Annotated in this window: 12 protein-coding genes; 7 read left to right on the top strand and 5 right to left on the bottom strand. The window is 41.1% G+C overall.

Going from position 1 to position 13708, the window contains the following annotated elements; genetic code table 11:
• Positions 1 to 22: 22 nt before the first annotated feature.
• From srmB to PSF31_RS04125, 4 genes are all read right to left on the bottom strand, one after another.
• Positions 23 to 1360: an ATP-dependent RNA helicase SrmB gene (gene srmB, locus PSF31_RS04140; RefSeq protein WP_004264992.1), complete on the bottom strand. Its 1338-nt coding sequence runs from the start codon at positions 1358 to 1360 to the stop codon at positions 23 to 25.
• A 193-nt stretch (positions 1361 to 1553) separates the two neighbouring features.
• Positions 1554 to 2759, bottom strand: coding sequence for a sodium/glutamate symporter (gene gltS / locus PSF31_RS04135; protein ID WP_036959023.1), 1206 nt, complete (start codon positions 2757 to 2759; stop codon positions 1554 to 1556).
• Positions 2760 to 3031: 272 nt separating this feature from the next.
• The gene (hutG, locus tag PSF31_RS04130) at positions 3032 to 3949 is read right to left on the bottom strand and encodes a formimidoylglutamase (protein ID WP_096863428.1); all 918 of its coding nucleotides are present in this window, start codon (positions 3947 to 3949) and stop codon (positions 3032 to 3034) included.
• 2 nt (positions 3950 to 3951) lie between these two features.
• Positions 3952 to 4683 (bottom strand): IclR family transcriptional regulator, encoded by a 732-nt coding sequence (locus tag PSF31_RS04125; protein ID WP_004912819.1) that lies wholly within the window; start codon positions 4681 to 4683, stop codon positions 3952 to 3954.
• Positions 4684 to 4841: 158 nt separating this feature from the next.
• Between PSF31_RS04125 and trmN the strand changes: the two genes are divergently transcribed.
• Positions 4842 to 5576, top strand: a complete 735-nt coding sequence (gene trmN, locus PSF31_RS04120; RefSeq protein WP_096863429.1) for a tRNA(1)(Val) (adenine(37)-N(6))-methyltransferase TrmN — start codon at positions 4842 to 4844, stop codon at positions 5574 to 5576.
• Between the two features lie 30 nt (positions 5577 to 5606).
• On the opposite strand, the gene nadB is transcribed toward trmN, so the two are convergent.
• Positions 5607 to 7202 carry an L-aspartate oxidase gene (gene nadB, locus PSF31_RS04115; RefSeq protein ID WP_164561154.1) on the bottom strand — a complete coding sequence of 532 codons (1596 nt, stop codon included), beginning with the start codon at positions 7200 to 7202 and terminating at the stop codon, positions 5607 to 5609.
• A 394-nt stretch (positions 7203 to 7596) separates the two neighbouring features.
• On the opposite strand from nadB, the gene rpoE reads away from it, so the two are divergent.
• The 6 genes from rpoE to lepB all read left to right on the top strand — a co-directional run bounded on the left by rpoE (position 7597) and on the right by lepB (position 13455).
• Positions 7597 to 8175 carry an RNA polymerase sigma factor RpoE gene (gene rpoE / locus PSF31_RS04110; RefSeq protein WP_004264984.1) on the top strand — a complete coding sequence of 193 codons (579 nt, stop codon included), beginning with the start codon at positions 7597 to 7599 and terminating at the stop codon, positions 8173 to 8175.
• Between the two features lie 58 nt (positions 8176 to 8233).
• A complete protein-coding gene (rseA, locus tag PSF31_RS04105) occupies positions 8234 to 8857 on the top strand; it encodes an anti-sigma-E factor RseA (RefSeq protein ID WP_096863431.1) in 624 nt (207 codons plus the stop codon).
• A complete protein-coding gene (gene rseB / locus PSF31_RS04100; protein ID WP_004264982.1) occupies positions 8857 to 9807 on the top strand; it encodes a sigma-E factor regulatory protein RseB in 951 nt (316 codons plus the stop codon). The genes rseA and rseB overlap by 1 nt, the downstream gene beginning before the upstream one ends.
• Before the next feature lie 3 nt (positions 9808 to 9810).
• On the top strand, positions 9811 to 10275 hold the full coding sequence (gene rseC, locus PSF31_RS04095; RefSeq protein WP_004264981.1) for a SoxR-reducing system protein RseC: 465 nt from the start codon (positions 9811 to 9813) through the stop codon (positions 10273 to 10275).
• 403 nt (positions 10276 to 10678) lie between these two features.
• Entirely contained in the window at positions 10679 to 12472 is a 1794-nt protein-coding gene (lepA, locus tag PSF31_RS04090) for a translation elongation factor 4 (RefSeq protein WP_036959062.1), read from the top strand.
• A gap of 17 nt (positions 12473 to 12489) precedes the next feature.
• Positions 12490 to 13455 (top strand): signal peptidase I, encoded by a 966-nt coding sequence (lepB, locus tag PSF31_RS04085; RefSeq protein WP_004264979.1) that lies wholly within the window; start codon positions 12490 to 12492, stop codon positions 13453 to 13455.
• The last annotated feature ends 253 nt before the right edge of the window (positions 13456 to 13708 follow it).

Here is a 13708-nt window from a genome sequence, read left to right as displayed (position 1 = left end):
GGCCTAAACCCGTTTTTAGTGACTAGCTTTTATCGCTAGCTGTTGGTATAGAAGGGCTAGCAGGAGTACGACGTTTACCAATATTTTTCTTGTCGCGATGGCGTACTTTTTCTTTTTTCTTAGCTTGTTCTTCTTTTTTCTTTTCTTTACGCTTAGCAAGCACTTTCTTTGACGGTTTTGGCTTATTTAGCATCGCTTCTGAAGGGGCTTTAGTTGTTGGACGTAAAGAATCAACCACACGAATTTTGATAGGTTCTTCAATATAACGAGTAATTTTACCTAATAATGGGAAGTCATGCGCTTCGACTAAGGAAATTGCGGTTCCTTTACGCCCAGCTCGGCCGGTACGGCCAATACGGTGTAAATACACATCTGCAGTTCTAGGTAAGTCAAAGTTAAAAACATGGCTAACGTTTTCGATATCTAAGCCACGGGAAGCAACATCTGTTGCAACAAGTACTTTAACTTGGCCATCAACTAGGCGACGTACCGCTTCATTACGCTTAGCCTGCGGCATTTCACCTTCAAGATAACAAGGTTCGATACCCGCTTCACGTAACCATTGGACTAATTCGCGCAAACGCTCACGCTTACGCACAAAGACGATAGCTTTGGTGACTTCATCTTGTTTTAACAAATGGCACAGTAATGCCGTTTTATGCTCTAGTGTGTCAGCACGGTAATGAAATTGCTGAATTTTTTTACGTTCACGGCGTGAAGGGTCGGCGTCAATTTCAATTGGGTCTTCTAATAAGCGCTCAGCAAAGTCACGAATAGCTTCGCCTTCAAGAGTTGCAGAAAATAGCATGGTCTGCTTGCGCCAACGTGTTTCACCTGCAATTGTTTCTATGTCATTGGCAAAACCCATGTCGAGCATGCGGTCAGCTTCGTCAAGAATTAAAATCTCAACTGCACGGCAGTCAAAGTTTTCTTCTTTAATATATTGGAGTAGACGGCCTGTTGTTGCGACGACAATGTCTTGATTTTCGCTGAAAACTTCAGCGTGATTCATATAAGCAACACCACCCGTGATTGTTGCAATATCGAGGTGATTATGGGCACATAATTCTTTTGCTTGGTCAGCAACCTGCATGGCTAATTCACGAGTTGGCGTGACAACTAGAACGCGAGGTGGCCCTGATTTCTTTCTAGGGAAATCAAGTAAATGTTGGATCGCAGGTAGTAAAAACGCGGCGGTTTTACCTGTACCTGTCGGGGCTGAACCTAATACATCGCGGCCATCCATTGCAGCAGGAATAGCTGCCGCTTGAATCGCGGTTGGACGTTGATAGCCTTTATCTGAAAGCGCATCAATTAGGCTTTCATCAAGTTCAAGTTCAGTAAAAGTGGATGCAGTCATGATATACCTCTATTTGGGGCGCTGATTATAAACAGGTTAGCAAAATTGTTCACCTGAAAAAATCAGCTTTGCTCAAGTGTAACTGTTTTCACTGTGGACAGGGAGCGATATATCAATGTATGTGAGTGAAATATAGAGAAGATAAATAATTGAAGGAGGAAAGAGCTTTTCCTCCTTTATATGCTTATCTAACTTAGCTAAGTATATTAATTAACCATGTATGATAAGGAATACCAACTAAGTCAATGAGCACGGCACCACTGAGTGGCACAATCATGAAAGCTTTCATTGACACTTGTTTGTAACGTTCACAAACAGAGGACATATTCGCCATTGCATTTGGCGTCGCACCTAAGCCGTGCCCCATTAGGCCTGCACACATTACTGCGGCATCGTAGTTTTTGCCTAATAAGCGGAAAATGACAAAGACAACTAATAGAATTAAAATAATCACTTGCGCCAATAGAATGGTGAATAATGGCAAAGCAACAGCTTTTAGCTCCCATATTTTCAATGACATCATCGCCATAGTCAAAAATAGGCCAAGCGAAACTTCAGAGATAAGGTCAACCGACTTTTGGTTAATACGGAATAATTCTACTTGGTCATTAATATTGCGAATAACAATCGCAATGATCATTGCTCCAACATAGCTCGGCAAAGAAAACCCGGTTGCTTTGGTAAATTGCGCTGAAGCGAATTGACCAATAACCATAATTCCAAGAACAAGTGCTAGCATTTTTAAAAAGGCGTGAGCATCGATGGATTCAATTTTTCCAGCAATGGTTTCAGGAACTTGAACTCGCTCAACATTTTCATCAGCTTTAATCTGCACGTTAAATTTCTTAATTAAGAACGTTGCAATCGGACCACCAAGTAAACTTCCTGTAATTAGGCCGAATGTTGCTGCGGCAATTGCGGCAACCGTTGCGGATTGCACGCCAAGGCCCTCAGCCATGCCACCAAAGGCTGCTGCACCACCATGTCCCCCAGTAAGAGAAACGCCACCAGCCATGATACCAATAACGGGATCAACACCGAGTAAATGAGCAAGGCCTGCACCAAAGGTGTCTTGGAAAATAACCACAAACCAGCAGATAAACAGGTAGATAAAGAGTAACCGACCACCACTTTTTAAAATACGGAAGCTGCCGTCAATACCAATAGTGGTAAAGAAAGCGACCATTAAGAAGGTTTGTAAACTGGTATCAAAATTGATTTCGGCCAGATTAAATGATTTGAGCCCCCAAATAATCAAACTAACCAGAAAGCCGCCAATGACGGGAGAAGGGATACAAAAGCGCTGTAGCCATTCGATACGTTTCTTTAAGTGGATCCCCATGAGTAGGCAGATCACCGTTAGGAAGAGGGTGGAGAGTGTGTCGAGGTGTAGAATCATATTTTTCCCTTTTTAACTGTTGTCTTTCACGCTACAGCGTTGTTGGCCGCGCTCCGTTACCCTAGTCACATACTTTTGTATGCTCCTAGGGATAACGTCACTTGCCGCCTAGCTGTAACGCGAAATTCAATAGTTAAAAACCATTAAGTTATTGCGCTACGGCTAGTTTGATAATCAACTTCAAAGCTATTTTTATTGTGGTGTTTGAAAATTAATAATCTTAACAGCGTGAGAAACAGTGTATTTATCAGTCGAGTTGTTGTGTTGTTTTATTAGAATAAATATTGGTATATCAAATAAGCCGCGAGTTTGGCAGTATGGTTGTCAATATCAAATTCAGGATTACATTCTGCGATATCAAAAACCGCAATTTTTTGGCTGCTCTTGATAATGGCAAACAATTCATCAAAAATTTCAGTAGAAATGCCTTTTGGTGCTGGTGCACTAACGCCCGGTGCAATAGCGGCAGAAAAGACATCTAAATCAACGGTGACATATAAATAGTCTACTTCGTCAATAAATTTTTTAATTTTTTCAATCGTTTGAGGTAGCTTGGAATAAGCGAGTTCTTTATCGCGGATATATTGGCAACCTAGCGTATCTGCGGTATCGAATAATACTTTTGTATTGCCATGATCTGCGATGCCTAAACATAAATATTTGAAAGAGCGTTGGTGTTGCTGGCACAACATGGCTGATTGTAAAAATGGAGTGCCAGAAGTGGCGACAGGGGCTTCACGCAAATCAAAATGTGCATCAAAGTTAATAATACCAATCGTTTTACCCGCTTGATGTTGTTCAACGTAGTCAAACAGGCCCTGGAAGCTCGCAAATGCAACTTCATGACCGCCGCCAAGGACAATCGGTTTTTGGTTATCAGCGAGGAGGGCGATAAGTTGGTCGGATAAACGGCGTTGTGCTGCTTCTAAATTGCCATCATCACAGCGAATTGTACCGACATCTTTGATTGCAAGTGGTTGATGAATAGGCAAACCTGCCAGTTGATGACGAATTGCATCAGGGCCTGCTTTTGCACCTTGGCGGCCTTTATTGCGTCGAACGCCCTCATCAGAAGCAAAACCAATTAATGCAAACTTGGCAGGTGTGTGTTTATTAATGACTTGGTGGATGCGCAAATGTTCTTGTGTTTCACCATCTGTGCGCCCTTGCCATTGGAAAGGTTGTGTCATAGTTACTCCAAGTTAATTAATTTAGTGATGTTATGCGCTGTTTGGCAGGTGTGCGTGATAAATTCATCCACGCGATGTGTAGAGCGAAATTCAGGTGCCATAACTGAAACGACAGCTAACACATCATTACCTTTGAAAATCGGTGCAGAAACACCCAGTACGCCTTCATCGATTTCACTCACAGACATGCCGTAACCTTGTTTGCGTATCTGTTGTAAATCTTGTTGTAGCTTTATTTTTTGTTGTTCAGTGGTTAACTGCTTTGTATGAGCTTCAAGTACTTGGTTTTGATAGAGTTCATGACGAAAAGCTAACAATGTTTTCGCACTTGCTCCTTTAACTAAAGTATTGCCCCGGCCAATAATAAAAGAACAGCGTAGCGCTTGTTCACTCTCAATCATATCGACACAAATGGTCTCTCGTAAATTTGAGGTGATAATCGCCACGGTTTCTTGGGTTTTTTTCGCTAAAGTTTGCAGTTCTTGTTTAGACGCGCTCATCAATAAACTGTGGTGATAGTATTTTTCTTGATTTTTGATACTCTGCGAGCCAACACAGTATGTTCCATATTGTTTTGCGTGAGATACAAATTCCCAATCTATGAGAATTGTTAGTAAACGATAGACGGTTGATAATGGGATCTCTAACGCTGATGAGATAGACTGTGGCGTCACTGGAGATGCGCAAGTTGTGATATAAGACAAGATGTCTAAGGTTCTATTTATACTGTTCATGGCATCTCCTTTTTTTCGAACTTATCAGTAAATTTTTTTCGTCTCAAATATAATTCTCATATTATGAGAATTATATTGTAGCAAATAGGTTAAATTATGACTTTTATATGCTTAGTATGAGAATGTTCGAACAAGTATTAGCCAATTAGAGTGTTTGCATGTGTAAGCAAAAAAAGAATTACCGTAAAGGCGGTTTTACGTTTAAACAGTTTTTTGTGGCTCATGACCGATGTGCGATGAAAGTGGGGACGGATGGCGTGCTATTGGGGGCTTGGGCTCCTGTGGACAGTGTTCAATCTGTATTAGACATTGGTAGCGGTAGTGGGTTAATAGCCTTGATGTTAGCGCAAAGAAATACAAAGTTACGTGTTGATGCGGTCGAATTAGATAGCGATGCGGTAGTACAAGCACAGGAAAATTTTATTGAATCCCCATGGGCGGATCGTTTACATGTCATCAATCAAGACATTGTGAGTTACAGCCAGTTGTCATCGGTTCAATATGATTTGATTGTTAGTAACCCACCTTACTTTGAACCTGCGGTTGCGTGTCGGGATGAAAAACGAGACCAAGCGAGATATACCGCGACATTAACTCATGATGTATTACTCGAAAGTGCAAAATCCTGTCTTACATCTCATGGACTATTTTGTTTAGTGCTGCCCTATGAAGTTGGTGAAAAAATACAGAAGATGGCTGAGAATTCAGGTTGGTTTACCGCTTTTCGCGTCAATGTTAGTGATAAACCTACAACGGTCTACCATCGCATGCTATTGGGTATTCAACTGCAAGAGATACAAACACAAGTGACATCGCTGGCACTCAAAGATGAAAAGGGTGAGTATACCGATGAATTTCGTAAACTAATTCAGCCATTTTATGTGAAATATTAAAGCCGGCTCAAAGGCCGGCCCTAGCTCACGTTATTCAGGTTTTAAAATAGTGGGGCCTGAATTAGGAAGTGGTTCTGGGTAATCCAAGGTGTAATGTAACCCACGGCTTTCTTTGCGTTCTAATGCACAACTAACCATTAATTCAGCGACTTGAACTAGGTTACGTAATTCAAGTAAGTTATTTGAAATGCGGAAATTTGCATAGTAGTCGTGAATTTCTTGCTGCAATAGATGGATGCGACGCAGTGCGCGCTCAAGCCGTTTTGTGGTTCTCACAATTCCCATGTAATCCCACATAAATAGGCGTAATTCATGCCAGTTATGTTGAATAACAACCTGTTCATCTGAGTTATGCACTCGGCTTTCATCCCATTCAGATAAATAGGGAATTTCGTCGATCTGTTTGATCGTTTTATTAATATTTTCAGCCGCCGCCCAGCCGTATACCAAGCATTCTAATAGTGAATTGGATGCCATACGGTTTGCACCATGTAAGCCGGTGTAGCTCACTTCACCAATTGCATAGAGATTCGTGATATCAGTCATACCCGTTTCATCGACAATTACACCACCGCATGTGTAATGGGCCGCTGGGACGATAGGGATGGGCTCTTGAGTGAGGTCTAACCCTAAAGTCATCAATTTCGCATAAATAGTCGGGAAATGGTTTTTAACGAAATCGCTAGGCTTATGGCTAATGTCCAAATACATGCAATCAGCACCAAGGCGTTTCATTTCATGGTCAATAGCTCGTGCAACAACATCGCGAGGAGCAAGTTCACCACGATCGTCGTGATCTGGCATAAATCGGCTACCATCAGGACGCTTGAGGTAAGCTCCCTCACCACGTAATGCCTCAGTTAATAAAAAATTACGTGCTTGTGGGTGAAATAAACACGTTGGGTGGAATTGATTAAATTCAAGGTTAGCAACACGGCAGCCAGCCCGCCACGCCATTGCGATACCATCACCAGAAGAAATATCAGGGTTAGTGGTATATTGATAAACTTTAGCCGCGCCGCCCGTTGCTAGAACAATCGTTTTCGCTCGAATGGTTTCAACTTGCTCTTTTTGGCGGTTCCATACGTAAGCGCCTAAAATTCGTGGCGATTCAGCCTCATTAGAAAGGATAAGGTCGACGGCATTATAGCGTTCTTTAATATGAATGTTTGGGTGGGCAAAAGCGAGGTCAACTAACGTGGTTTCAACTTCTTTTCCTGTGGCATCAGCATGATGGAGGATCCGCCGATGACTATGGCCACCTTCACGGGTTAAATGATACTGTGTTTCACCGCTTTCGGTAATTTCAGTATCGAATAAAACACCTTGGTCGATAAGCCATTGCACGCAATGTTTCGCATTGGAGGCAATAAACTCAACAGCTTCTTTCTGGCAGATACCTGCACCAGCAATTAGCGTATCTTCTACATGGGATTCGATGCTGTCAGTGTCATCAAAAACGGCGGCAATACCACCTTGTGCGTAATATGATGCCCCTTCGCTGAGGCTGCTTTTACTGAGAATGGTCACTTGATGAAAAGGGGCGAGCCGTAAGGCAGCTGAAAGTCCTGCGACACCACTCCCAATGATTAAAATATCAGTGTAATGCTGTGTGGATTCGTTCATAAGTGTTTGCATGTATATAATAGTATGTATTGAGTTTTTTATGTTAGCCTATCGAGTGTCCTATTGCTATTAGTGGATGGTTGTTAATGCACAGTATATTGACCTAGCGCTATTTACGTATTCAAATGCTTTTAGTGTGATAGCTATCGCATTCGCGCCTAAAATCTGTATGCTGTCTTATAGGCCTGAAAGAATATTATAGGCAGTTGTTTTAATAAGGATCTTTAAGATCGTCTCAGTAATTTTTTTATCGGTTTTGTAAATTTTTGACTATTTTTTTAGATTAAATTGAACTTCAACGAGTTCTACTACTCAAAGTAGTGCTTGCTTTAGGAAGGGAGAACATGATCAAGTTAACATATTATCGGCCTGAATTCGGGAGATACTTCCTGGAATGAGCGAGCAACTGACCGACCAGATTTTGGTTGAAAAGGTACAAAAAGGCGATCAACAAGCTTTCAACTTATTGGTGATAAAATATCAGCATAAAGTCGCAAGCTTAGTATCCCGCTATGTACCGCAAGCAGATGTGCCTGACGTTGCGCAGGAGTCATTTATAAAAGCTTATCGCGCCATTGGTTCGTTTCGTGGTGACAGCGCATTTTATACTTGGCTTTATCGGATTGCGGTAAATACAGCTAAAAATTATTTAGTTGCCCAAGATAGACGCCCACCTGCGTCGGACTTGGAAGCGAGTGATGCAGAAAACTTTGAAACCGCTGGTGCCTTAAAAGAAATTTCGAACCCAGAGAACTTAATGTTGTCTGATGAATTAAAGAAAGTTGTTTTCCGGACCATCGAATCGCTGCCAGAAGATCTTAGAATGGCAATTACTCTCCGCGAGTTAGATGGTTTGAGCTATGAAGAAATCGCAGAAATAATGGATTGCCCTGTTGGCACCGTACGTTCTCGTATTTTTAGGGCAAGGGAAGCGATTGATAATAAAGTTCAGCCTCTGATTCAACAGTATTAGTCTGTTAAATCAGTCAATTAAATATAATTGTGATGCAATTAACTGAAGGTAATTGGGCATGCAAAGAGAGAAACTTTCCGCAATGATGGATGGCGAAGTACTAGACTTAGAACTGGTCAACGCTATTTCACGTGATTCAACGTTAAAACAACGTTGGGAGAGCTATCATCTTATTCGTGATACTCTGCGTAACGATACTAATGAAGTCATGCACTTCGATATTGCAAGTAAAGTTGCGGCAGCATTGGAGAATGAAGCTGTGCGTATTAATCCTCAGGTAGTTGTCGAATCGCAGCCAGAGCCTGCGACTTGGGGGGCTTTCCCATTCTGGGGCAAAATTCGTCCTTGGGCGAGCCAGTTGACTCAAATTGGTGTTGCAGCTTGTGTGTCTTTGGCGGTTATTGTTGGGGTTCAGCAATACAACCAAAGTAATGTCGTTGACTCACCGGTTGATGAGCCAATGTTTAATACTATTCCTGTTGGCAGCGGGGCGCCAGTTAGCTTAAATATCTCAGATAACCAATTATTTGGTAATGAGCAGCAAATTCAACAAGTTGAACAACAAAATCAACGTATTAATGCGATGCTGCAACAGTATGAAATTGAAAGACGCTCGATGCTTAACCAGCAATATCAAGAGTCTGTAAAACCTGCGTCTTCAGCAGGAGTTAAATTGCAATAATGAATAAATGGTTATCCGTCATCTGCCTGACGGGCAGCCTGATTATTTCTAATCAAGCTTCGGCATCTGAACTAGATGCCGATGTTCTTTTTAAAGAAATGGGAAATGCTGCCCAGAACCTCTCTTACGAAATGTCTTATATGACATTCAGTCCGCAATCAATAACACCTGTACGTTACCGCCATGCCATCATTAATGGTGAACCTGTTTCACAAATGATCCAAATGGATTCATCGCGTCGTGAAATTGTTCAAAAAGGCAATAGCATCAGTTACTTTGAACCTGGTTTTGATGCATTCAGCTTAAATGGTAAATATATAGTCGATAATTTACCATCAGTAGTTTTTGCCAATTATCAACAGATTAAACCTTATTATAATTTTATTGATGCAGGGCGGACCCACATCGGCGATAGACCAGCATTAGTAATTCGCATAATATCGAAAGACAATTCTCGGTTTAACTATGTAGTATTGATCGATGAAGAAACGAAATTGCCATTACGTATCGACCTTCTCGATAATAATAGCCAAACATTAGAACAATTTCGTGTGATCTCGACGGTGCTAGATAGCCAAACAGTTAAGGATTCATTACTTGCGTTAAGTAAGGTGAATATGCCGCCATTATTGATTTCCCCTAAAAATGGAAATCCTTCCTTTAAGTGGCAAGTTGGCATGTTACCACCTGGTTTTGAAGAAATATCCCGTTCTTCGCGAAAATTAGCTGAAGATGACGTGGTAGAAACCGCAATGTTTAGTGATGGTTTATTTACCTTTTCTGTAAATGTGACAAAATCGACTAAAGGCCCGTTACTCGATCAACCGCTTCAAAATGGGCGTCGAACTATTTACACAATGACGCAAAAGCAAAATGTCATCACTATCATTGGTGAATTACCATTAGCAACAGCACAAGTGGTAGCAGGTAGTATTCAGTTTCGGGAGTAAATTATGGTAAAAGAGTGGGCAACAGTAGTCCGTTGGCAAAACGGTAGGGCTTTATTGCGCTATGGTTCTTCATCCGGCTGTGGTAGTTGTGGTGCTCGTAAAACCTGTGGTTCTTATGCTTTAAGCAAAATTGGGCCAAATACGGAACATGAATTAGAAATCGCAATTGAACAACCACTAGTTGAAGGGCAGAAAATTGAAGTGGGCATCCCTGAGGGGAGTTTAATTCGCTCAGCGCTGTTAGTTTACTTAACACCCATTTTGGGGTTGTTTATTTTTGCAGGCTTAGCGCAGGCGTTTGATTTTGAGCAGTTCTGGATAGCGATTTCAGGTGTAATTGGTGGTATTATTGGTTTTTATGTCGCGCGTAGGCTAGCGTCAAATTTGCGCGATGATGAAGCTTTTCAACCTGTTGTTTTACAAATAGGGTTGCCTCCGAGCGAGCTTTCAGTACAAATTAATTGCTAAGTTTCAATATGTTGAGTTAGAAGGTTAATTTGATATTATCAATAGAAAGGGGAACATATGTTTCCCTTTTTTGTGGATTAGAATTAATTAACATACAAATAGTATTATGGCTAATAAAGTCATTAACATATTTTGTCTGTTTTGAGTTAGAAATTACAATAGATTGATTATGGCTATAAGCGTGGTTGATGTGGTTTGTATTAATGATGAATTATGACGACTAACCTATTAACCTGATGCAGGTTTACAGTTGTTTTACATTGAATCTTTGTGTTAGCGGGTTCTTATATGTAAAATGCTGCTAATTAACAATCTTGTGATAATCATAGCATTTTAGTTTTGTCGCGATACTTGCACAAAGCTGATTTTGTAAGGCAATTTAAAAGAAGATATTACCTTGAAAATCAATAATATAAGAAATTTTTCCATCATTGCTCATATCGACCATGGTAAGTCGACCTTGTCAGATCGCATTATTCAAATTTGTGGTGGCTTAACCGACCGCGAAATGGCGGCACAAGTTTTAGACTCGATGGACTTAGAGCGTGAGCGTGGGATCACTATTAAAGCACAGAGCGTGACGCTTGATTATAAAGCGTCAGATGGTGAAACTTACCAATTAAACTTCATTGACACCCCGGGTCACGTAGACTTCTCTTATGAAGTATCTCGTTCATTGGCAGCCTGTGAAGGTGCTTTGCTGGTGGTTGATGCAGGGCAAGGCGTTGAAGCTCAAACCTTGGCAAACTGTTATACCGCTATCGAAATGGATTTAGAAGTGGTTCCGGTTTTAAATAAAATTGATTTACCCGCTGCAGATCCTGAGCGTGTTGCTGATGAAATAGAAGATATTGTTGGCCTTGACGCGCATGATGCAGTTCGCTGCTCTGCAAAAACAGGTATTGGTGTTCAAGATGTGATTGAACGCCTTGTTAAAGAGATCCCACCTCCGATTGGGGATGCGGATGCGCCTTTGCAAGCACTTATTATTGACTCGTGGTTTGATAACTACTTAGGCGTTGTTTCATTGATCCGTATTAAAAACGGAACATTGAGAAAAGGCGATAAAATTAAAGTGATGAGCACCGGGCAAGTATATAATGCAGATCGCCTCGGTATTTTCACACCTAAGCAAATCGACCGTGATGTTTTGAGTTGCGGTGAAGTGGGCTGGTTAGTTTGTGCGATTAAAGACATCACTGGTGCCCCAGTTGGGGATACGTTAACTGGTGCTCGTAATCCAGCAGATAAAGCATTACCTGGTTTTAAAAAGGTTAAACCACAGGTTTACGCTGGTTTATTCCCAGTCAGTTCTGATGACTATGAATCATTCCGTGATGCGTTAGGTAAATTAAGTCTAAATGACGCGTCTTTATTTTATGAGCCAGAAACTTCTACTGCGCTAGGTTTCGGTTTCCGTTGTGGTTTCCTTGGCTTACTGCACATGGAAATCATTCAAGAACGTTTAGAACGTGAATATGACCTTGATTTGATTACCACTGCGCCAACTGTAGTGTATGAAGTGCAGCAGACCAATGGTGATATCGTGTATGTCGATAGCCCATCTAAGCTACCGGCATTGAACAATATTGAAGAATTACGCGAACCAATCGCAGAGTGTCATATGCTGATGCCTAAAGAATATTTAGGTAACGTTATTACACTTTGTATTGAGAAACGTGGCGTTCAGACCAATATGGTCTATCATGGTAATCAAGTATCGTTGACTTATGAAATCCCAATGGCAGAAGTGGTATTGGATTTCTTCGACCGCTTAAAATCAACGTCTCGTGGGTATGCATCTTTAGATTATGCATTTAAACGTTTCCAAGCATCAGACATGGTGCGTGTTGATGTTCTTATCAACAATGAGCGTGTAGATGCTTTGGCCTTGATCACTCACCGTGCGAATTCTCAATATCGCGGCCGTGAACTGGTTGAAAAAATGAAAGAGTTGATCCCGCGTCAGCAGTTCGATATTGCGATTCAAGCTGCGATCGGTAACCACATTATTGCTCGTTCTACAGTTAAACAACTGCGTAAAAACGTACTTGCCAAGTGTTATGGCGGTGACGTTAGCCGTAAGAAAAAACTGTTACAGAAGCAAAAGGATGGTAAGAAACGCATGAAGCAAGTTGGTAACGTTGAGCTACCACAAGAAGCGTTCCTTGCTATATTGCATGTTGGTAAAGACTAAGTTTACAAGGAGTCTCAATGGCTAACACCTTTGCCTTGATCCTAACACTGGCAACATTAATCACTGGGATTATATGGTGTTTAGACAAGTTTAAATTTGCACCTGCGCGTAAAGCAAAACTTAAGCAGTTACAGGATGCAACAAATGGCGCAGTGAGTGAGGCGGATGTGGCAAATGCTGTCCGCCGTCCATCATGGCTTGAAACAGGGTCATCTATTTTCCCTGTGTTAGCGATTGTACTGATTGTGCGTTCATTTATTTATGAGCCATTTCAAATACCTTCAGGGTCAATGATGCCAACATTGTTAGTTGGCGATTTTATGTTGGTTGAGAAATTTGCTTATGGTTTGAAAGATCCAATCACACAAACGACATTAATCGAAACTGGTAAACCGAAACGTGGTGATATCGCAGTTTTTAAATACCCAAAAGATCCTAATGTTGATTTTGTAAAACGAGTTATTGGAATGCCGGGTGATAAAATTATTTATAACCCAGATGCAAAGGAACTCACAATTTACCCTAATTGTGCAGATAACAAATGTACAGAGACCTTACCTATTGTTTATGGTCCTCTGGCGCCGAGTGAATGGACAATGTTCCTTGATATCGGTTCTGTTGTTGATAACCAAAAGGGCAATTATGAAATTCCATTAGACCAACCTCTACCAAGAAATGCATTGCGTCAATACGAACGTAGTGAAAAATTGGATACGGTTGAGCATCAAATTTTGATTATTCGTCAAGCAATTACCGAAGCAAAATATTTGCAACCAGGTATGCCGAAGAATGAATGGATTGTTCCTGAAAAGCACTACTTTATGATGGGTGACAACAGGGATAATAGCTCTGACAGCCGTATGTGGGGCTTTGTGCCGGAAGAAAATTTAGTTGGTCGCGCGGTATTTATTTGGTTAAGTCTTGATAAGCAAGAAAATGAATGGCCGACAGGTATTCGCTTTAGTCGAATTGGTCCACTATAATTTGGTTAGTGGGTCGAACCAAATGTTACAAATACGGGTTTTCGTTTGAAAACCCGTATTATCCGAAGCATTATTGTTTTACCCAGTGTACAATATAGATTAATTAATATTATTGGCTCCCCAATTATTAACTCTCCCATTTTAACTTATTGTAACTAATGGATTTTTATAATTAGTTCCACTGAGCTGCAAAAAATGCGAGAGGATTCGGAGTCAGTGCAAACGCAACAGTTTTGTAAAATGGTGCATTTTA

Origin of the sequence: Providencia sp. PROV156, assembly GCF_028480905.1 — a bacterium.
GTDB lineage: Bacteria > Pseudomonadota > Gammaproteobacteria > Enterobacterales > Enterobacteriaceae > Providencia > Providencia hangzhouensis.
Note: the sequence above shows the minus strand (reverse complement) of the source record. Positions and strands in the feature narration are given on the sequence as shown.

Bases quoted from the DNA above. Each gene is read 5' to 3' on its own strand.
- srmB (WP_004264992.1), bottom strand. From the start codon at position 1,360: ATGACTGCATCCACTTTTACTGAACTTGAACTTGATGAAAGCCTAATT.
- gltS (WP_036959023.1), bottom strand. From the start codon at position 2,759: ATGATTCTACACCTCGACACACTCTCCACCCTCTTCCTAACGGTGATC.
- hutG (WP_096863428.1), bottom strand. From the start codon at position 3,949: ATGACACAACCTTTCCAATGGCAAGGGCGCACAGATGGTGAAACACAA.
- PSF31_RS04125 (WP_004912819.1), bottom strand. From the start codon at position 4,683: ATGAACAGTATAAATAGAACCTTAGACATCTTGTCTTATATCACAACT.
- trmN (WP_096863429.1), top strand. From the start codon at position 4,842: ATGTGTAAGCAAAAAAAGAATTACCGTAAAGGCGGTTTTACGTTTAAA.
- nadB (WP_164561154.1), bottom strand. From the start codon at position 7,202: ATGAACGAATCCACACAGCATTACACTGATATTTTAATCATTGGGAGT.
- rpoE (WP_004264984.1), top strand. From the start codon at position 7,597: ATGAGCGAGCAACTGACCGACCAGATTTTGGTTGAAAAGGTACAAAAA.
- rseA (WP_096863431.1), top strand. From the start codon at position 8,234: ATGCAAAGAGAGAAACTTTCCGCAATGATGGATGGCGAAGTACTAGAC.
- rseB (WP_004264982.1), top strand. From the start codon at position 8,857: ATGAATAAATGGTTATCCGTCATCTGCCTGACGGGCAGCCTGATTATT.
- rseC (WP_004264981.1), top strand. From the start codon at position 9,811: ATGGTAAAAGAGTGGGCAACAGTAGTCCGTTGGCAAAACGGTAGGGCT.
- lepB (WP_004264979.1), top strand. From the start codon at position 12,490: ATGGCTAACACCTTTGCCTTGATCCTAACACTGGCAACATTAATCACT.